Raw genomic sequence first — 19,830 nt, 5'->3', positions numbered from 1 at the left:
CCCCGGCCGCGCTGTCCGCGAAGATGTCGACGCTGGCACGGCACGGGACCAAGCCGGAGGTGCAACTTCGCCGCGAGCTGCACCGCCTCGGGATGAGGTTCCGGGTTCAGCTCAAGGTGCCGGGCAACCGACGACGCACCATCGACATCGCGTTCACCCGCGCCAGGTTGGCGGTGTACGTCGACGGGTGCTTCTGGCACGGCTGTCCCGATCACTACAACCACCCGCGAGCGAACGCAGAGTGGTGGGAGTGGAAGATCGGCAACAACCGCCGACGCGACCGTGACACCGATCGAGAGCTGGCCGAGGCGGGGTGGGCGGTGCTCCGGTTCTGGGAGCACGAGAACCCCACCAGTGCCGCCGCTCAGGTGGCGCGCCGCTACCGAGAGCTGATCGGCGGCACAGAGCTCGACGCAAGCGGGGTCTCCGCTACTTCCACTCCCGACGGGCCAGACGCAAGTCCGTCCGCGCCTTCGCCACGTTGAGCTGGTACTTGTGGCCACGCGCTGCGCCGGGGACACCTGGCGCTGACGGCGGCTGGCGACCCACAGCCGCGAGGAGCAGCTGGCCGGCCGCGACCGCGGCATCGAGCTCGACGGTGTTGCCTACCCAGAACGCCTCTACGTGGAGTGGTCGGAAGGCCGCCTTGCGCTGGCGGGAGACCCCGCTGTTGGAAGGCGCGACCGACTTGCCCTGGGCCGCCTTGAAGTCCCGGTGCCAATCGACGAAGGACCCGTCCTCGTCCATCACGGCCTCACCACCCAGGACGAGGAATCCGAGGCCCTGCTCCTCGATGCAGGCGCGCATCGCGACTCCGTCGTTGAGGATCATGGTCCCGCCCCCCTTGCTGACCCCACCGCTGATGGGGAGCACCCTCCGCTCGGTGTGGGCCTTGAGGTCCCAGACGTGGTTGAGCGCGTAGTCGAACGTGGTGTTCCCGTAGCGGGTACGTACCGGTGTGGCGTTCGGTGTGAAGCTCGATCCCAGCACCTCACGGCCGCGCGCCTCGTAGTACCAGCCCTGCCACTCGTTCTCGTTGGCACCGCGCACTCCGCTGACGCGTAGCCACTCGACGCACCGGCGGCCCTCCCACACCTCGGCGGACAGGCCGTCGTTCAGCGCGGCCGCCAGCGCAGCGCCCTCGTCCCGAGGTGTCGCCAGGAGGTCGGCCGCCGTCGTCCCGAGGCGGCCGAGACGCCGCTCAGCCCCGGCCAGGATGGTGTTGAGGCCTTCGAGGGAGATGGTCTCGCCCGTCGAGTAGCAGGTGTCCGTCCACACGACGTCGAGACGAGAGGCGATATCCCGTCCGAGCCGTGTCTTGCTGGAGCGATCGACGTCAGCCCCCGGTAGGAGCCGATCAGCCAGGTTGACGAGCACCGACTTGTGCTCCTTGCTGCCGGGTCCGAGCCACTCGTCGGGCGAGTCCGTCAGGCGGGCGATCCGGGTGACCGCCTCGATCTTCGACACCGCCGGCTCGAACGCCGACCACCCGGGCCCCTGGAGCCCGACGGGGACGTCACCACGCAACCTCTCCAACGCGCCGGCATGGAAGGCCTCCGTCGCGCCCTCGAGGAGGGCGTTCAGCCCGGCGAGGTTGACCTTGTGGCGCACGGTGTACGCGGCCGGTTCCCAAGCGACGTCAAGCGCGTGGGCGAGGTGCTGCCCCATCACGGCATTCGTCCGTACGACATCGACGTCGAGCCCCACTGCGTCGCGCAGGGCGACGAGGGCGCGCTTCTCGCCCCGTGACCGGTGCGGCGCCCCGGTCAGCGAGAAGATGCGGGCGATCGCCTCCCCGGGGGTCTGCGCAGGGAGGAACAGCTGTCGGTCGTGGTCGGACACGCGCACCGGGGTACTACACCAGTGATCGGCGCCCGGCGCTGCGACTTGGTCAGGTCGACCGCACCATTGCTTCGTCGGGATCGTCAGGCGACGCCAGCACCGAGGCGACGAGCCCAGGCGAAACGTGACGGATCTCCGCGGCGTGACGCTGGACGTACTCCCGGAAGACGTAGTAGGCAGCTCCGACGTTGACCCCGTTGCCCATCTGCTTGTACGACGCCGCGTCCCGTTGCGCCACGGCCCCGGCGCCACCGGCAGCCGGGTGCTTGAACTCGAAGTGCTCCGGCAGGCCTTGGAGCCGCGCTGCCTCGCGAGGGGTCAGGCGCCGGCGGTCCCCGAGGATCGACGTCTGCGTGATCGCGACCAGCGCCGGCACGTAGTCGGGCCGCTTGCAGCGGATGCCGGAGGGGCGGAAGTGCATGATCGTCTCCGCCAGGGGGCGGTGCTCACCGGCCTGCCACTCGAACTTCTGCCGCGAGGGCGGGAAGGACGAGATGATCGGCCAGTAGTCCTCGATGATGCCGGAGAACCGCTCGAACCACCGGCCGTTGTTGAGGAGGTGCGACACCTTCCACGCGGGCACCGTCCCGTGGCGGGCGGACTGGGCCTCGACGTACTCCCTAGCGCCGTCGAGCGTCTGGAAGTCGGCGTAGTGCTGCAGCCAGATGGGGAAGCCGGGCAGCCGCTCGCCGGGCTCCAGCATGCTGGCGACCTTGGTGAGCAGCTCGTCCCACGTGTCGACCCACTTCAGCTCCGAGCTCTCGAGCACGTAGCGCTCGGAGACGCTCTCGTCGGGCTCGAGCGGGAGGTCACGAGCCAGGTCCCACTGGTCCTTGCGCCACTCGCCCTCCAGCGCCTTCGGCGTGACGATCGGCGCGTCGTGCGCCTCCGGACGCTGGGCGGCCTCGGGTCCGACGTAGTGAGCCAGGATGAAGACCCGCTCCCGGGCCTGGGGACGACCGCCGAGCTCGCGCGGGATCAGGTGCGGGGAGAAGATCGCGGGTTCGTCAGCCGTGCGGTAGCCCAGCTGCCGCAACGTGGTGACGATGGTCCTGAACGTGGTGTCCCGGTGACGAGGCCCGGCGAGGTTCCGCACGTTCTCGAGGAGGACCACCGACGGGCGGGTCCGCTCGTCCTCGAGGATCCGGGCGATGTTCCAGAACAGCGTGCCCCGCGTCTCGGCCATGCCTCGCTGGAAGCCGGACTTGGAGAAGGGCTGGCAGGGAAACCCCGCCGCGAGCACGTCGGCGTGCGGGACCAGCACCTTTGGGTCGGTCAACGGGACGATGTCGTCGCTGACCTCGAACCGGTCGACGCCAGAAGGCAGCGGAGCACCGGACTCGCGGAGCGGGCGCAACCAGTTGTGGTCGTAGACGCGCGCCGCGTCGCGGTCGATCTCGCTGGCGAAGACCCACCTACCGCCCGCAGCGTGCAGCGCGGCGTGGAAACCGCCGATGCCGGCGAAGAGGTCGGAGAAGGAGAAGCCCTCGGTCGAGCTCATGTTCGAAGCCTACCGACTCTCGATCTGGGGGAAGTGATGGTCGTCGGGTGTGTCGCGACGGCAGCGGGCCCCGGGTGGGGCTCGCAGCCTCACGAGCTGGTCAGCTGCAGCCGCTGGTGCTGCCGCAGCCCTCGCAGACGTAGCAGGAGCCGGCGGGGCGCATCTTGGTGCCGCAGGTCATGCAGAGCGGGGAGTCGACGGCGGTGCCGGTGAGCTGCTCGAGGAGCTCGGCGCTGGTGTGGGCCTTGCCCTGGGTGACCTCGGCGGGCACCTGGCGCTGCTCGGCGCCGTGGGTGTCCTTGGTCTCGACGGTGTCGGTGGCCTCCGGGGCTTCGAGGCTCGTTCCTCGCACCTCAGCCGCCGCGGAGGAGAGCTCGACGCCGGACTCGATGAGCTCGGAGGCGTTGCCGGTCTCCTCGGGGGGCAGCTCGTAGGAGCCGGTCTCGAGGTGGCGCTGGCGCTCGTCGGCGGAGTAGATGCCGAGCATCGAGCGGGCGTCGAAGTCGAGGTAGTCGAGGGCGAGCCGGCGGAAGACGTAGTCCATCAGGGACTGGGCCATCCGGACGTCGGGGTCGTCGGTGAGGCCGGCGGGCTCGAAGCGGAGGTTGGTGAACTTCGAGACGTAGGTCTCGAGCGGGACGCCGTACTGCAGGCCGATCGAGACGGCGATGGAGAAGGCGTCCATCACGCCGGCAAGGGTGGAGCCCTGCTTGCCGAGCTTGAGGAAGACCTCGCCGAGCTCGCCGTCGTCATGGGCGCCGGAGGTCATGTAGCCCTCGGCACCGCCGACGGTGAACGACGTGGTGCGCGAGGCGCGGGACTTGGGGAGGCGCTTGCGGGTGGGGGCGTAGACGACCTTCTCGACGACCTTGGTCTCGACCGGGGTGGCCTCGACGGTGGCGTTGGAGTCGGTGCCCTTGTTGTCGCCCTTGCCGCCGGACAGCGGCTGGCCGACCTTGCAGTTGTCGCGGTAGACGGCGGTGGCCTTGAGGCCGAGCTTCCACGACTGCAGGTAGACGTCCTCGATCTCCTCGACCGTGGCGTTCTCGGGCAGGTTGACCGTCTTGGAGATCGCACCGGAGAGGAACGGCTGGCAGGCCGCCATCATCCGGACGTGGCCCATCGGCTTGAGCGAGCGGGCGCCCATCGCGGTGTCGAAGACCTCGTAGTGCTCGGTGCGCAGGCCGGGAGCGTCGATGACGTGGCCGTGCTCGGCGATGTAGGCGACGATCGCCTCGACCTGCTCGGGCTGGTAGCCCATCTTGCGCAGCGCGCGCGGGATGGTCTGGTTGACGATCTGCATCGAGCCGCCGCCGACGAGCTTCTTGAACTTCACCAGGGAGAAGTCGGGCTCGATGCCGGTGGTGTCGCAGTCCATCATGAAGCCGATGGTGCCGGTGGGGGCGAGCACCGAGGCCTGGGCGTTGCGGAAGCCGTTCTTCTTGCCGAGCTCGACGACGTCGGCCCAAGCCTGGGTGGCGACCTTGTGCACCTGGCTGTCGGCGATCGACATCGTGCGCACGGTGTCGTTGGCCGCCTGGTGCTTGCGCATCACGCGCTGGTGGGCCTCGGCGTTGCGGGCGTAGCCGGCGTAGGGGCCGACGATCGCGGCGAGCTCGGCGGAGCGCTTGTAGGAGGTGCCGGTCATCAGCGAGGTGATGGTCGCGGCCATCGCGCGGCCGCCGTCGGAGTCGTAGCCCAGGCCCATCGCCATCAGCAGCGCGCCGAGGTTGGCGTAGCCGATGCCGAGCTGGCGGTAGTCGCGGGTGGTCTGGCCGATCGACTCGGTCGGGAAGTCGGCGAAGCAGATCGAGATGTCCATCGCGGTGATGATGAACTCGACGGCCTTGGCGAACAGCGGCGCGTCGAAGGTGTCGTCGTCCTTGAGGAACTTCAGCAGGTTGAGCGAGGCGAGGTTGCACGAGGAGTTGTCGAGCGACATGTACTCCGAGCAGGGGTTGGACGCGGTGATCCGGCCGGTCTCGGGGTTGGTGTGCCAGTCGTTGATCGTGTCGTCGTACTGCAGGCCCGGGTCGGCGCAGGCCCAGGCGGCCTCGCTGATCTTGCGGAACAGGTCGCGGGCGTCGACGCGCTCGATCTCCTCGCCGTTCTTGCGGCCGCGGAGCGCGAAGTCGGTGCCGTCCTCGACGGCGCGCATGAACTCGTCGGAGACGCGGACCGAGTTGTTGGCGTTCTGGTACTGCACGGAGGTGATGTCGGCGCCGCCGAGGTCCATGTCGAAGCCGGCGTCGCGCAGGGCGCGGATCTTGTCCTCCTCCTTGGCCTTGGTCTCGACGAACTCGACGATGTCGGGGTGGTCGACGTCGAGGACGACCATCTTGGCCGCGCGGCGCGTGGCGCCGCCGGACTTGATGGTGCCGGCGGAGGCGTCGGCACCGCGCATGAAGGAGACCGGGCCGGAGGCGGTGCCGCCGGAGGACAGCAGCTCCTTGGAGGAGCGGATGCGGGAGAGGTTGAGGCCGGCGCCGGAGCCGCCCTTGAAGATGAACCCCTCCTCCTTGTACCAGTTGAGGATCGAGTCCATCGAGTCGTCGACGGAGAGGATGAAGCAGGCGGAGACCTGCTGCGGCGACTGGGTGCCGACGTTGAACCAGACGGGGCTGTTGAAGGAGAAGTACTGGTTGACCAGCAGCCAGGTCAGCTCGTGCTCGAAGACCTCGGCGTCGGCGGGCGCGGCGAAGTAGCCGTGGTCGAGCCCGGCCTTGGTGTAGGTCGTGACGATCCGGTCGATGAGCTGCTTCAGGCTCCGCTCGCGGGCGTCGGTGCCGACGGCGCCGCGGAAGTACTTGGTGGTCACGATGGTGGAGGCGTTGACCGACCAGGAGTCGGGGTACTCCACGCCGCGCTGCTCGAAGACGGTGTCGCCGGTCTTCCAGTTGGTCTGGACGACGTCGCGACGCTCCCAGGTGAGCTCGTCGTAGGGGTGGACGCCGGCGGTGCTGAAGACACGCTCGAGGGTCAGGCCCTGGCCAGGGGTGCTGTCGGACTTGCTGGCGGCACTGACGGTCTCGGTCATCTGCTGTCTCCTTGGGGTTCCCGGGGCGGGGGTGGTGGTGACGGTGTCCAGTGAAGCGGAGGCCACCGACAGTCCGGGGGGACGTCGGGGTGGCCGTGGGGGGATGGAGGTGGTGCGCCCGGCAGGCAGCTTCCCCACTGCCTGCCGGGCGGTCTGTGGTCAGCCCGTGGGGGCTGGGGCGGGGTCTCGAGACGGTCGCAGGGCGACCTCCTCGACCACCGCGGGGGTGGCGTCGGCGTGCATGTCGGCGATCTCCTTGATGAAGTCGTCGGCCGACTCGAAGGCGTGGTAGACGCTGGCGAAGCGCAGGTAGGCGACCTCGTCGAGGGCGCGGAGCGGGCCGAGGATGGCCAGCCCGACGTCGTGGGCCGGCACCTCGGCGGCACCGGTGAGGCGCAGCGCGTCCTCGACCTCCTGGCCGAGGCAGGCGAGCTGCGCGTCGGTCACGGGTCGGCCCTTGCAGGCCTTGCGGACGCCGGCGACCGCCTTGTCGCGGGTGAACGGCTCGGTGGCGCCGGAGCGCTTGAGCACGGTGAGCTGCATGAGCTCGACGGTGGTGAAGCGGCGCTCGCAGGACGAGCAGGTGCGGCGGCGACGGATCGAGGCACCGTCGTCGGCGACCCGCGAGTCGAGGACCCGGGTGTCGGTGCCGCGGCAGTAGGGGCAGTGCACGATGGGTCCTCCTCTCGGGCGCGCTCGGACAGACCCGTCCGGGCCTGTGGACAACGGTGCTCTACCTGGGGAGAACAACCGTTGCGATGTGGGTCTTCCGCACCTGGCTGTGAACTAGATGTGGATAACTACACCGTTGTAACTACTAGATGTGGTGTGAACCGTACGCGGCTGGCACCAGGTGCGCAACCCGTGGGGCGACATTGGTCCACAACGCCGGGTCCACCACGCGAACCCGCAGGTCAGGACGGGTGCGCGTCGGTCTGGACCGGCGCGTCGGAGCGTCGCCGCGGGGTCCGGTCAGGCCAGCGCGGCCAGCTCGCGCCACCAGGCGAGGCGGGTGGGGCGGCCGTCGTAGTCCTTGCGCCGGTTGGCGCCGCTCGTGCCGGGCAGCACGAAGACCTGGGACCCCCCGACGTACCAGTCCGCGGCACCGAGGGTGCGCGGCGGCCGACGCCCCAGCGCGCGCGCCGCCTCCTGCGCGGCGTCCTTGCTGGTGAACGCCAGCCAGTCCGGTCGCCAGGCCTCGACCTTGGCCACGAGCACGTCGACCTCCACCCAGTGCGGGTCCCAGTGCCGGGCCAGGTCGGTCAGTCCGAGCCCGAGGTCGACGACCAGGTGGTCCTCCTCGGGCCTCAGCCGCCGCGGCGAGAGCCCGGAGAGGTGCAGCGACTCCCAGAAGCTGTTGCCGGGCGTCTCGTAGTAATGGTCGCGCTCCTTCGTGCTAGCGGCGCCGGCCACCCCGCAGAAGACGACCCGCGGCTCGGGCGCGACGATGTCGGGCAGCAGCTGCACCTCCCCAGCCTGTCCCGAGCCCCCTGCGCGACCTCCACCCCACCAGGTGGCTCGCGGCACGGGGCACCGACCTGACGAACCGGGACGGGTGATCAGGGATGATGGGCGCGTGACCCAGGGCAGACGAGTCGGAGCGCGCTCCCAGCGCCGCTTCCGGCCCGAGCTGCTGGCCCTCGCGCTGGGGGTGACCGCCTCGGTCGTGGCCTGGGGCTACCTGGTGCTCGCGGCCATCGACTTCGGCACCACGGCCCGCGGGGGCGACTCCGCCGCCTGGTGGTTCCTGGCGCTCGCCGCGACCGGCGCCGTCGTCTGCCTGTTCCTGGCCCTGGTCCTGGTGGCGCGCATCAGCCGGGCCCTCGGGATCACCCGACCGGCGGCGCCGCGCAGCCCCAGCGCCGAGCCCGCCGCTCCCCCGCGCCCACCCGGCGGACGGCGCGCCGCGCGCTGAGATCCGCGAGACGATCTGGCCAAAGCACCTCCCCCGAGGCCGATTGTCCTTACCCTGGCTGCACGCACGACCCGAGGTAGGACCCGTGGCCACCAAGTACGACGTCCGCGTGACGGAGGCGACCGTCGCCGAGGACGGATTCCACACCGTCTGCACCTGCAGCTGCGGCTGGCAGGGCACCGCGCACGGCGACCGCGAGCCGCACGCCCTCGCCGAGGCCGCGCGCGAGCGGGTCGAGCACCTGCTGGCGGCGCACCCGCGGCAGGCGCCGTCCGGGTTCTTCCGTCCGCGCGCCGCCGCGCGCTACCGGCACCCGCGCTCGGTGAGCAGCGCGACGCAGCGCGACGGCCGCTGGGTCCGGTACGCCGCCTGCGCGTGCGGGTGGACCAACACCGTCCGCGCCGGGTCGCCCGACGGCGCCGCGCGGGTGGCGCGGGCCCGGCACGGCGCGCACGTGCAGCTGCAGACCGGACGGACGCCGTGGCGGGACTACGTCGTGATGCTCGCGGTCGTGCTGACCGTGGCGGCCGTGCTGGTCGCCATCGCCGTCGTCGCCGTCACCGCCGCCGGCGGCGAGCCGCGGGACGTCGTCGACCTCGGCGAGATCGGGTCGATGCTGTCGTAGGTCGGACCGGTGGTGTGGTCTCGAGACAGGCCGCTACGCGGCCTTCCTCGACCAGCGTGGGTGACGGCCGCGGCCGCGTCCTTCCTCGACCAGCGTGGGTGGCGACCGCTACGCGGCCGTCCTCGACCAGCGCTGCACGCCAAGACCGCCGGGCACAGGAGCCGTCTTCCCTCGGCTCCGCACCCGGCGGTCTCATTGGGGGTTCGCCCGCCGGGGTCGAGGCGGCGGACGAAGTCGGGGTGGGTCAGGCGGGGACGACCAGCTGCTGACCGGCGGCGAGGACCTTGGAGTCGAGGTCGTTGAGGTCGACGAGGTGGTCCATGGTGTCGCGCACGTCGCGACCCTCGGAGACGTCGGCGGCGATGTCCCACAGAGTGTCGCCGGGGGCGACGACGACCGTCTCGGTGGCCTCGGGCTCGGCGGTGGCCATGGAGCCACCGGCCAGTGCGACGGCGGCGGCGGCCAGGAGCAGGAGGGCGAGCACGAACACCACGAGACGTCCTCGGCGGGTGAGCCGGTAGTCGGGGACGTGGGTCCCGCGGACGGGGTGGGTGGCGGTGCTCATCAGGTGCCTCCTGGGGAAGTGGTGCGCTCTGCCCTGATGTCTAGTGGTGACCACCGACAGTCAGTGCCGTTCGAACACCTGAGCGAGACTAGATCACCTGTTCGAACGCGCGCAACCCCGGAGCGAACATTTGTTCTAACGCCGCAGGCGGCGCTTTCCCTGCCACTCGAACGCCGCCATCGCCGGTGCGGCCACCGACGGCGCGAGGCCGCCGGCGCGCATCACCGCACCCCGCCAGCCCGGCACCGTGCGCAGCACCCGCCGCGAACCCACCAGGCCCGCGACCGCCGTCGCGATCTCGTCGGTGGTCAGCATCCGACCGCCCGAGGCGACCAGCCGCTTGCCGGTGCCGTCGGCCATCTCCTCGACCATCGCGGTGGTGACGCCATCGGGGAGCACCGCGTGGACGCGCACCCCGGCCGGCGCCTCGATGGCGACCGAGCCGGTGATCGAGACGACCGCGGCCTTGGTGGCGGCGTACGCCGACAGCCCGGGCACCGGGCCGAGGCCCGACAGCGACGCCACGTTGACGACGTCGCCCGTCCCGCGGGGGCCGAACGCGTCGAGGGCGGCGCGCATCCCCCACAGCACGCCGAGCACGTTGACCTCCACCGTGCGCTGCACCTGGTCGTCGGTGAGGGTCACGAGGTCGCCCTCGTGGGCGACGCCGGCGTTGTTGACCCAGACCCCGAGCGGGGCGCGGGCCTGGGCGACCTCGGCCACCCGGCGGTGGGAGGCGGGGTCGCGCACGTCCTGCGGGATCCCGGTGGCGCCGATCTCGGCGGCGGTGGCGGCCACGCCGTCGGCGTCGACGTCGGTGACCACGACGTCGTGGCCGGCGGCGACGAGCTGCTCGGCGACCGCGCGGCCGATGCCGCGGGCCGCGCCGGTGACGACGGCGGAGGTGCGCTGGGAGGTCCTCATGGGTGGATCCTCCCAGGAACCGGGCGCGACACGCCGTTCGAACACCTGTTTGAAATCGTCGGGGATCGATGGGAACCTGACGCCATGCCCAGCCCTCGCGACACGACCCGTGACACCGCCCGCGCCAAGGTCTCCGAGCTGCCCGACGGCCCCGCCGACGCCACCGGGCTCACCCCGCGCCAGCAGCGCGTGCTGGCGCACATCAAGGACAGCATCGAGCACCGGGGCTACCCGCCGAGCATGCGCGAGATCGGCCAGGCCGTCGGCCTGACCAGCACCTCCAGCGTGGCCCACCAGCTGCGGGTGCTGGAGCAGAAGGGCTACCTCAAGCGCGACCCCAACCGGCCGCGCGCCCTCGAGGTGTTCCTGCCCGAGGTGATGGCGGCCCGCCGCTCGCTCGGCAGCGCCGAGGAGACGACGTACGACGAGACCGGCATCGGCGACGTCGCCGTCCCGCCGGTCAACGTGCCCCTGCTCGGCCGGATCGCCGCCGGTGGCCCGATCCTGGCCGAGGAGAACCTCGAGTCGGTCTTCCCGCTCCCCCAGCAGCTCGTCGGCGACGGGCAGCTGTTCCTGCTGCAGGTCTCGGGCGAGTCGATGATCGAGGCGGCGATCTGCGACGGCGACTACGTCGTGGTCCGGCAGGAGCAGACGGCGAACAACGGGGAGATCGTCGCCGCGATGATCGACGGCGAGGCCACGGTCAAGACGCTGCAGCGCAAGGACGGCCAGGTCTGGCTGCTCCCCCACAACCCCGCCTTCGACCCGATCGACGGCACCCACGCCTCGATCCTCGGCGTCGTCACCGCGGTGCTGCGCAAGGTCTGAGGCACGACGCCGGGACCGACCCACGGTGGGCCGAAGCGAGTCGTGGTTTCGAGACGGTTGCTAGCGCAACCTCCTCAACCACCGTCCTGGGCGACGGGGGCTTCGAGGCTCGCTGCGCTCGCACCTCAGCCGCCGTCGGTCGGGGTACGTCAGGTGAACAGACGGTCACGATGCGTCGATTGCCATGACCCGGGGGCGTCGGGGTCGTTGGGTAGTTCTGTGACGACACCCGCAGGAGTACGGCGACGTACCGTCCTGGCGACCGGCTCCGCCGGCGCCGCCCTGACCACCCTCGCTCCCGACGCCGCCGAGGCCGCTCCCGCCGGCGGGCGCTACTTCCGGCACGGGGTCGCCTCGGGCGACCCGCTGCCGAGCAAGGTGCTGATCTGGACCCGGGTCACCCCGACCGCGGCCAGCAGGCCGGGGTCGGGCAAGGGGCCCAAGGTGAAGGTGACCTGGGAGGTCTCGACCCGCAAGGACTTCCGCACGGTGCTGCGGCGCGGCACGTTCGCCACCGGACCGCACCGCGACCACACGGTCAAGCTCGACGTCGGCGGCCTCAAGCCCGCCACCTGGTACTACTACCGCTTCGGCTTCGGCGGAACCCGCAGCCGCACCGGTCGGATGCGCACCGCGCCGGCCCCGACGGCGACGCCGCGCAACCTCCGTTTCGGGGTCGTGTCCTGCGCCAACTGGCAGGCCGGGTTCTTCGCCGCCTACCGCGGCATCGCCGCGCGCGACGACCTGCACGCCGTCCTGCACCTGGGCGACTACCTCTACGAGTACGCGCCCGGCAAGTACGGCATGGGCCAGGGCGACGTCGACGTCCGCAAGCACGTGCCGGCCCGCGAGATGGTCTCGCTCGCCGACTACCGGCAGCGGCACGCGCAGTACAAGACCGACCCCGACCTGCAGGACGCGCACGCGAAGTACCCCTGGGTCATCACGTGGGACGACCACGAGGTCACCAACGACCAGTACGCCGGCGGCGCCGAGAACCACCAGCCCGGCGAGGGCGACTACCGGCGGCGCCGCGCCCGGGCGCACCGCGCGTACGACGAGTGGATGCCGGTGCGCATGGACGGGACGGCGTCGCTCGGCGACGGCACCCGCCTCTACCGCCGGCTCACCTTCGGCCGGCTCGCCGAGATCAGCATGCTCGACCTGCGGACCTACCGGTCCAAGCAGGTCGAGACCCCCGTGCCGAGCCCGGTGCCGGCCCCGTCGCCCGGCGTCAGCGACCCCGACCGCACCATCACCGGCGACGCGCAGATGCGCTGGCTCAAGCAGTCGCTCGGGCGTCGCGACCCGTTCTGGAAGGTGGTCGGCAACCCGGTGATGATCACGCCGGTCACCTTCGCCCAGCTGCCCGGCGACCTGATCGACCCGATCAACGACGTCACCGGGCTGCTGCCGTCGGACGGGCTGCCCTACAACGTCGACCAGTGGGACGGCTACACCGCCGACCGGCGCGAGGTGCTGCGCTTCATCAAGGACCACCACGTCCAGAACGCGCTGTTCGTCACCGGCGACATCCACTCCGGGTGGGCCGCCGAGGTGCCGTTCGACGCCGGTAGCTACCCACTCACCGGCAGCGGCGCGATCGAGTTCGTGTGCAGCTCGGTGACCTCGAACAACCTCAAGGACATCACCGGGACCCCGCCCCACACCACGAGCAGGGCGGTCGAGGCGACCATCCTGGCCAACAACCGGCACATCAAGTACCTCAACTTCGACGACCACGGGTTCTCCGTGCTCGACCTGACCGCCAAGCGGGCCCAGATGGACTGGTTCGTCATCGGTGACCGCGCCGACCGGAACACCCCGATCCGCTGGAGCCGGTCGTTCATCTCGATCGCCGCCTCCAACCGGGTCAAGGAGATCGACGTCCCGCTGCACCGCCAGGGGCGTGCCTGATGTGCGGCTGCGGTGACCGGCACGCGCCCGGTGAGCCCACGCCGTACGACGTGGGGCGGGGCGAGCTCGCGACCGGACGGCGCACCCTGCTCAAGGCCGGGGGCGGCGTCGCGTTCTCGACCGCCGCGCTGGCGGCCGGTCAGGCCAGCGCCGAGGCGGCCCGGGTCCGCAAGCGGGTCTACGTGCTCGTCGTCGACGGCTGCATGCCGGAGGAGATCAGCGGCGGCCAGACGCCGAACCTCTTCGACCTGATGCTGGCGGGGCGGCGGCACGCCCGCGCGCGCTCCCTGCCGATCATGGAGACGATCCCCAACCACGTGATGATGATGACCGGGGTGCGGCCCGACCGTTCCGGCGTCCCGGCCAACTCGATCTACGACCGCGGGGCCCGGGTGGTCCGCGACCTCGACCGGCCCCGCGACCTCAAGGCGCCGACCGTCATCTCCGCGCTCAACCGGCGCGGCCTGCGCACCGGCACGGTGCTGAGCAAGGAGTACCTCTACGGGATCTTCGGCACCCGCGCCACCGCGCGGTGGGAGCCGGCGCCGATCATCCCGGTCTCGGGCCACGCGCCCGACGAGTTCACCATCAACGCGGCGATGTCGATGGTCACCGACCTCGACCCGCACCTGATGTTCGTCAACCTCGGCGACATCGACCGCTACGGCCACACCGACTTCACCGGCTCGACGCTCGGGGTCAAGGCCCTGCGCCGGCTGGCGCTGCTCAAGACCGACGCCTACGTCGGCCGGTTCGTCGACCTGCTCAAGGCCGAGGGCAAGTGGCGCCACTCGATGGTGATCGTGCTGGCCGACCACTCGATGGACTGGTCGACGCTCAACCGCTACATCAGCCTCGCCGGGCCGCTCGACGAGGACCCGCTGCTGCGCGGCCGGGTCCAGATCGCCGACAACGGCGGGGCCGACCTCCTCTACTGGACCGGTCCGGGCAGCCGGAAGGAGGAGGCCGTCCGCCGGATGCTCCGGATCGCCGGGGCCCAGCCGGGTGTGCTCGCCGCGCACGACCGTCGCAAGCGGTCGCTGCGGCTCGGACCCGAGGCCGGCGACGTCGTCGTGTTCTGCCGCGCGGGGTGGCGCTTCAGCGACCCCAGCCCGACCAGCAACCCGATCCCGGGCAACCACGGCCACCCCGCCACGGTGCCGATCCCGTTCTTCCTCAGCGGCGGCCACCCGGCCGTGCCGAGGCGCTCGGCCTCGCCACTGGTGGCGCAGACGGTCGACGTCGCCCCCACCGTCGCGAAGTTCTTCGGCGTCAGCGGCCCGCGCGGCGGCTACGACGGACGCGCGCGGATCTGAGCCATCGGGCCCGTCCCGGTTACCGTGGGCGGGCTCACCAGCCCCCCACCCGTCCCGGAGCCCCGATGCCGTCCCGCCGTCCCACGTCCGCCCTCGCGCTGAGCGCGGTCGCCGCCCTCCTGGCCTCGCTGCTCACGGCGTACGCCGGCCCGGCCGGAGCGACGCCCGACGCGACGTCCACCGGTGCCGACGGCCCCGACAAGCGGCCGGCGGCCGGCGTCCGCGCCGAGCGGTCCGCCGACGCCGCGGTCCACCGCGCCGCGGAGATCGCCGACGGCGAGGTGACCGGCGACCTCACCATGGCGCTGCGCGAGGTCGCCAACACCCGCGCGGCCCTCACCGGCGAGGAGCGCACCGAGGCCGAGGCGCTGCTGCGCCGGCCCACCGACCCGGGCGGCGACGACGTCAGCCTCGACTACCAGGTCGGGGAGCGCAGGCCCAGGTGCTCCGCCGACATCTGCGTCCACTCCGTCGCGACGACGCGGGACGCCGCCACCCCGGCGTTCGTCCAGAAGACGCTGGCGACCCTGACCCGCATCCACGATGCCTACCTCGCCGCCGGCTACCGCGAGCCCCGCGCCGACAACGGCCGCGGCGGCGACAACCGGATCGACGTCTACCTCGGCGACACCGGCCGACAGGGCATCTACGGCTACTGCACCTCCGACCAGCCGGAGCCCGACCCCACGCCCAGCACCTTCGACCGGTGGGCCTACTGCACCCTCGACAACGACTTCGCCGAGTTCCCGTCGAACACGCCGCTGCAGAACCTGCAGGTCACCGCGGCCCACGAGTACTTCCACGCCACCCAGTACGCCTACGACCGCTACGAGGACGCCTGGCTCCTCGAGGCCACCGCCGCGTGGGTCGAGGACGAGATGTACGACGGGGTCGACGACAACCGGCAGTACCTCGCCGCCAGCCAGCTCCGGCAGCCGCGGGTCCCGCTCGACACGTTCAACAACCGCACCGGCTTCCACTACGGGACGTGGTCGTTCTTCCGCTTCCTGACCGAGAAGTTCCGCCAGCGCCAGGGGCGGTTGCCACGGCTGGTGCTCGACGTGTTCCGCAAGGCCGACGGCGCCCGTGGCGGCCCGGACCAGTACTCCTGGCGCGCCGTCGACACCGTGCTCAAGACCAAGCGCACCTCCGCGGCCAAGATGCTCGGCGCCTACGCCGTGGCCAACCGCCGACCGGCGAGCTCCTACGACGAGGGCCGCGCCAACCGCTACCCCCAGGCGCCGCTCGCGCGCCGCGCGACCCTCACGCCGGGCAAGCGGGTGCGGGTCGACGTCCGGCTCGACCACCTCACCACCGCGACCGCCCGGCTGACGCCGGCTCGGCTCGGCGCCGCCGGGTGGCGGCTGCGGCTGGCCCTCGACCTCGCCCCCCGGTTCCGCGGGTCCTCGGCCCTGGTCACGAGCGCCGCGAAGGGCGGCCGCGTCACCACCACCCGGGTCGCGCTCGACAAGCAGGGCAACGCCGTCAAGCGGGTGCCGTTCAGCTCGCGCCGGATCGCCTGGGTCGAGGTCACCCTGGTCAACGGCAGCGGCCGGTTCCGGTGCTTCACCCGCGGCGCCTACTCCTGCCAGGGCACGCCCCTCGACAACCGGCTGCCGATGGCACTCACCGCCACGGCGGTGCGCTGACGCTGCACCAGTGAGCCCGGGTCGACACCCGGCCAGGTGCGCACGCTGTGGTGGTTTCGAGACGGTTGCTAGCGCAACCTCCTCAACCACCGTCGGTCGGTGACCCACGCTGGTCGAGGAGGCCGATCACGGTCGTCTCGAGACCACTCCACGCTGGTCGAGCCGGGCGAGCGCCCGCGAGCCCGAGTCGAGACCCGGCGCGGTGCGCGCCCGCGGCTCGACCACCGTGTCTCGGGTCAGCCCGCGGCGAGGCGGGCCAGCGCCTTGCGCACCACCGCCGGGTCGGTGGTGGACCACATCGGCGGCAGGCTGGACTTGAGGAAGCTGCCGTAGCGGGCGGTGGCGAGCCGTGGGTCGAGGACGGCGACGACCCCGCGGTCAGCGGTGGTGCGGATCAGCCGGCCCGTGCCCTGGGCGAGCAGGAGCGCGGCGTGGGTGGCGGCGACCTGCATGAAGCCGTTGCCGCCGGCCTGGTCGGCGGCCTTCTGCCGGGCGCTCATCAGCGGGTCGTCGGGCCGCGGGAACGGGATCCGGTCGATGAGGACGAGCTGGCAGGTGTCGCCGGGCACGTCGAGGCCCTGCCAGAGGCTGAGCGTGCCGAAGAGGCAGGTGTGCGGGTCGCCGACGAACTGGGCGGCGAGCTCGGACAGCTGGGCCTCGCCCTGGGCGAGGGTGGTCAGGTGGGGCAGCCGCTCCCGGACCTCCGCGGCCGCGGCCTCGGCGGCCCGGCGGCTCGAGAACAGCCCGAGCGTGCGGCCCTCGGCGGCGTCGACCAGCTCGACGATCTCGTCGAGCACCGCCTTGACCAGGCCGTCGCGCCCCGGCGGCGGCAGGTGGCGGGCGACGTAGAGGATGGCCTGCTTGCCGTAGTCGAACGGCGACCCGACGTCGAGACCGCTCCACGGCAGCACCGTCTCGCTGCGCTCGCCGTCGCCGCGCTCGGTGGGCTTGAGCCCGACGCTGGTGGCCACGGCGTCGAAGTCGCCGCCGAGCATCAGGGTGGCCGAGGTCATCACCACCGTCTTGTCGGTGAGCAGCTTGTCGCGCATCGGCCCCCACACCTGCAGCGGCGCGACGTGGAGCCGCGGCGGGACCCGGTCGCCGCCCTCGGAGAGCCACAGGACGTCGGCCTGGGAGCCGGCCGCCATGCGCTCGGCGTTGACGAAGATCTCCTGCACCGACCCCTTGGCCTGGGTGAGCCCGGCATCGCCCTCGCCGTCCTTGTCGGCGCCCTTGGGGTAGGCCGACAGGCACGCGCGGGCAGCGTCGCGGACCAGCACCAGCGCGTCGGCGAGCTGCTGCGGCACCGAGTCGAAGCGGCCGGGGCGGGCCTCGGCCATCGCGTCGCGCAGCGCGTCGGCGGAGTCGGCGAGGTCGTCGGCCTCCATGCCCTCGACGTGCCGCTGGGAGCGCCGGGCCGCGCGCTCGACGTCGGCGGGGCTGAGCTCGTCGGTGGCCGCCTGGGTGACCCGCGCGACGAGCTCGTGGGCCTCGTCGACGACCGCGACGTCGTAGTCGGGGATCATCGGCACCCCCTCGATCGCGTCGATCGCCAGCAGCGAGTGGTTGGTGATCACCAGGTGGGAGCGGTGCGCCTTCTCGCGGGCCTGCTCGACGAAGCACTCCTGGCCGAAGGGGCACTTCGACGCGCCGAGGCAGTCGCGGTGCCCGACGCTGACCTGGCGCCACTCGCGGTCGGTGTGGCGCGGCGCGTTGTCGCGCTCGCCCGAACCGTCGTCGGTGGCCTCCCGCTCGGCCCACGCGCGCAGCTCGAGCACCTTGCCGGCCATCGAGCCCTGGGGTACGTCGACCAGCACGCCCTGGTCGTCGGGCACCCCCTCGCGGATCCGGTGCAGGCAGGCGTAGTTGGAGCGCCCCTTGAGCACGGCGTAGGAGGTGTCGACACCCGCGACGTCCTTGACGGCCTCGACGAGCCGGGGCAGGTCGCGCTCGACCAGCTGGTGCTGCAGGGCGAGGGTGGCGGTGGCGACCACGACCCGCTGGTCGTGCACGAGGGCGGGCACCAGGTAGGCCAGCGACTTGCCGGTGCCGGTGCCGGCCTGGACCAGCAGGTGCCGCTCGGAGGCGAGGGCCTCGCTGACGGCCTCGGCCATCTCGACCTGGCCTTCGCGCTCGCTGCCGCCGAGGGCGGTCACGGCGCGCTCGAGCACCTCTCTGACGGCGGGACGGTCGGGCACTGGTGCACCCTAACGACGGCCACGGACGGCCGTGCGGACGACTCGGTCGGTTGTGGACGGAGGCTCACCGCCGGTGCGGCCGGTTGGTGTCGGGGGTTGCCGTTGCCGCGCGATCGCGCGGGAACGACACATCCGGCGGCCCGAGATCTGCCGTTACCGTTCGATCGCGCGGGAACGACACATCCGGCGGTCCGAGAACTGCCGTTGCCGCGCGATCGCGCGGGAACGACACATCCGCCGGCCCGAGATCTGCCATTGCCGCGCGATCGCGCGGGAACGACACGTCCGGCCCCGATCAGTCGTCGTCGACCGAGAACGTCGGGCTGCCGTCGGCGCAGGAGGCCTCGATGCGCGTGCGGCCGTCGTCGTCCTCGAAGTCGACGCGCACCCGGCCGGGCCCGCCGTCCTCGACCTCGTACGCCGACCCCGACCGCGGGATCGCCCCGCGCAGCTCGGCGGCCGGTCCCGTGCAGGCGACGGTGAGGGTGCCGCGGCTGCCGGAGGTGGTGCGGACGACGGGTCGGGCGTCGGGAGCGGGACCGGTGGGCGGGGCGGTGGCGGAACTGGTCGGCGTCGACGTGCTCGGCGTCATCGTGCGCGACGGCGAGGGGCCCGGACCCGACCCGACGCGGGTCTCCGACGACGACACACCCTGGCCCGCGCGCGAGATCACCACCCACACGGTGCTGGCGACGACGGCGACGACCACGACCCAGACGACCGCCCAGGTCAGCGGGGTCCGCACGCGAGTCACCGTCCTCATGCTGCCAGGCGAGGTGGGGCGACGGGGCAGGCGTTACGGTTCCCGCCATGGCCGCGATCCTGGTGGTGGAGGACGACGAGGCGATCCGCCGCGGTCTCCACCGCGGGCTGCAGCAACGCGGCCACGCGGTCACCTCGGTCGGCACCGGCGTCGCCGCGGTGGAGGCGGTGCTCTCCGAGCACCCCGAGGTCGTGCTGCTCGACCTGGGCCTGCCCGACGTGCCGGGCCTGACCCTGATCGGGATGGTGCGCGCCGCGAGCGACGTCCCGATCATCGTGATCACCGCCCAGGACGACGACCCGACCATGGTCCGGGCGCTCGACGGCGGCGCCGACGACTACGTCGTCAAGCCGTTCGGCACCGACCAGGTCGACGCCCGGATCCGGGCGGTGCTGCGCCGCGCCGGGCGCGACACGACCCGCACCCCACCCGTCTCCGTCGGCGAGCTCGTCGTCCACGAGCGCTCGCGCACGGCCACCCTGGCCGGCGAGCCGCTCGACCTGGCGCGCAAGGAGTTCGACCTGCTGCACCTGCTCGCCGTCCGCGCCGGCGAGGTCGTCACCAAGCGCGAGCTGCTGACCGAGGTCTGGCAGCAGCCGTACGGCGGCAGCGACCGCACCGTCGACGTCCACCTCTCGCTGCTGCGGCGCAAGCTCGGCGAGTCGGCGGCCGAGCCGCGCTACCTGCACAGCGTGCGCGGGGTCGGCGTCAAGCTGGCGGCGCCCGACGGTCCCACCGACCCGCACTGAC

17 protein-coding genes are annotated in these 19,830 nt (G+C 72.1%); 8 read left to right on the top strand and 9 right to left on the bottom strand.

All coding sequences use genetic code 11. The features are described 5' to 3' along the window. The coding region (locus tag AC4MBH_RS10860) for a very short patch repair endonuclease (protein ID WP_491794874.1) at positions 1-485 on the top strand (485 nt) is incomplete at its 5' end. Here AC4MBH_RS10860 and AC4MBH_RS10855 read toward each other — a convergent pair. From AC4MBH_RS10855 to AC4MBH_RS10835, 5 genes are all read right to left on the bottom strand, one after another. Beyond that, complete coding sequence (locus tag AC4MBH_RS10855; protein WP_491794873.1) at positions 430-1,842, bottom strand: hypothetical protein; 1,413 nt, start codon at positions 1,840-1,842, stop codon at positions 430-432. The genes AC4MBH_RS10860 and AC4MBH_RS10855 overlap by 56 nt on opposite strands. 49 nt (positions 1,843-1,891) lie before the next feature. Further along, entirely contained in the window at positions 1,892-3,343 is a 1,452-nt protein-coding gene (gene dcm, locus AC4MBH_RS10850) for a DNA (cytosine-5-)-methyltransferase (RefSeq protein ID WP_491794872.1), read from the bottom strand. A 100-nt stretch (positions 3,344-3,443) separates the two neighbouring features. Then, on the bottom strand, positions 3,444-6,380 hold the full coding sequence (locus tag AC4MBH_RS10845) for a vitamin B12-dependent ribonucleotide reductase (protein ID WP_491794871.1): 2,937 nt from the start codon (positions 6,378-6,380) through the stop codon (positions 3,444-3,446). 159 nt (positions 6,381-6,539) lie between these two features. Continuing rightward, entirely contained in the window at positions 6,540-7,052 is a 513-nt protein-coding gene (gene nrdR / locus AC4MBH_RS10840) for a transcriptional regulator NrdR (RefSeq protein ID WP_491794870.1), read from the bottom strand. A gap of 300 nt (positions 7,053-7,352) precedes the next feature. Then, the gene (locus AC4MBH_RS10835) at positions 7,353-7,847 is read right to left on the bottom strand and encodes a mismatch-specific DNA-glycosylase (protein ID WP_491794869.1); all 495 of its coding nucleotides are present in this window, start codon (positions 7,845-7,847) and stop codon (positions 7,353-7,355) included. 109 nt (positions 7,848-7,956) lie between these two features. On the opposite strand from AC4MBH_RS10835, the gene AC4MBH_RS10830 reads away from it, so the two are divergent. After that, positions 7,957-8,295, top strand: coding sequence for a hypothetical protein (locus AC4MBH_RS10830; RefSeq protein WP_491794868.1), 339 nt, complete (start codon positions 7,957-7,959; stop codon positions 8,293-8,295). 85 nt (positions 8,296-8,380) lie between these two features. Then, positions 8,381-8,920: a hypothetical protein gene (locus AC4MBH_RS10825; protein ID WP_491794867.1), complete on the top strand. Its 540-nt coding sequence runs from the start codon at positions 8,381-8,383 to the stop codon at positions 8,918-8,920. 244 nt (positions 8,921-9,164) lie between these two features. On the opposite strand, the gene AC4MBH_RS10820 is transcribed toward AC4MBH_RS10825, so the two are convergent. Both AC4MBH_RS10820 and AC4MBH_RS10815 read right to left on the bottom strand, forming a co-directional pair. Further along, complete coding sequence (locus AC4MBH_RS10820; protein ID WP_491794866.1) at positions 9,165-9,485, bottom strand: LysM peptidoglycan-binding domain-containing protein; 321 nt, start codon at positions 9,483-9,485, stop codon at positions 9,165-9,167. Between the two features lie 135 nt (positions 9,486-9,620). Next, positions 9,621-10,409, bottom strand: coding sequence for an SDR family oxidoreductase (locus tag AC4MBH_RS10815; protein WP_491794865.1), 789 nt, complete (start codon positions 10,407-10,409; stop codon positions 9,621-9,623). An 84-nt stretch (positions 10,410-10,493) separates the two neighbouring features. Between AC4MBH_RS10815 and lexA the strand changes: the two genes are divergently transcribed. The 4 genes from lexA (at position 10,494) to AC4MBH_RS10795 (ending at position 16,119) form a co-directional block, all read left to right on the top strand. Further along, a complete protein-coding gene (gene lexA / locus AC4MBH_RS10810; protein ID WP_491794864.1) occupies positions 10,494-11,237 on the top strand; it encodes a transcriptional repressor LexA in 744 nt (247 codons plus the stop codon). 219 nt (positions 11,238-11,456) lie between these two features. Next, on the top strand, positions 11,457-13,154 hold the full coding sequence (locus AC4MBH_RS10805; protein WP_491794863.1) for an alkaline phosphatase D family protein: 1,698 nt from the start codon (positions 11,457-11,459) through the stop codon (positions 13,152-13,154). Continuing rightward, positions 13,154-14,470, top strand: coding sequence for an alkaline phosphatase family protein (locus tag AC4MBH_RS10800; RefSeq protein WP_491794862.1), 1,317 nt, complete (start codon positions 13,154-13,156; stop codon positions 14,468-14,470). The genes AC4MBH_RS10805 and AC4MBH_RS10800 overlap by 1 nt, the downstream gene beginning before the upstream one ends. Positions 14,471-14,535: 65 nt before the next feature. Further along, entirely contained in the window at positions 14,536-16,119 is a 1,584-nt protein-coding gene (locus tag AC4MBH_RS10795) for an MXAN_6640 family putative metalloprotease (protein ID WP_491794861.1), read from the top strand. Positions 16,120-16,355: 236 nt separating this feature from the next. Here AC4MBH_RS10795 and AC4MBH_RS10790 read toward each other — a convergent pair whose 3' ends face one another. Both AC4MBH_RS10790 and AC4MBH_RS10785 read right to left on the bottom strand, forming a co-directional pair. Beyond that, the gene (locus AC4MBH_RS10790; protein ID WP_491794860.1) at positions 16,356-18,317 is read right to left on the bottom strand and encodes an ATP-dependent DNA helicase; all 1,962 of its coding nucleotides are present in this window, start codon (positions 18,315-18,317) and stop codon (positions 16,356-16,358) included. A 295-nt stretch (positions 18,318-18,612) separates the two neighbouring features. Next, positions 18,613-19,080: a hypothetical protein gene (locus AC4MBH_RS10785; RefSeq protein WP_491794859.1), complete on the bottom strand. Its 468-nt coding sequence runs from the start codon at positions 19,078-19,080 to the stop codon at positions 18,613-18,615. Between the two features lie 47 nt (positions 19,081-19,127). On the opposite strand from AC4MBH_RS10785, the gene AC4MBH_RS10780 reads away from it, so the two are divergent. Further along, positions 19,128-19,829 carry a response regulator transcription factor gene (locus tag AC4MBH_RS10780; RefSeq protein WP_491794858.1) on the top strand — a complete coding sequence of 234 codons (702 nt, stop codon included), beginning with the start codon at positions 19,128-19,130 and terminating at the stop codon, positions 19,827-19,829. The last annotated feature ends 1 nt before the right edge of the window (position 19,830 follow it).

This window comes from Nocardioides sp. WJ219, from assembly GCF_058559815.1.
Note: the sequence above shows the minus strand (reverse complement) of the source record. Positions and strands in the feature narration are given on the sequence as shown.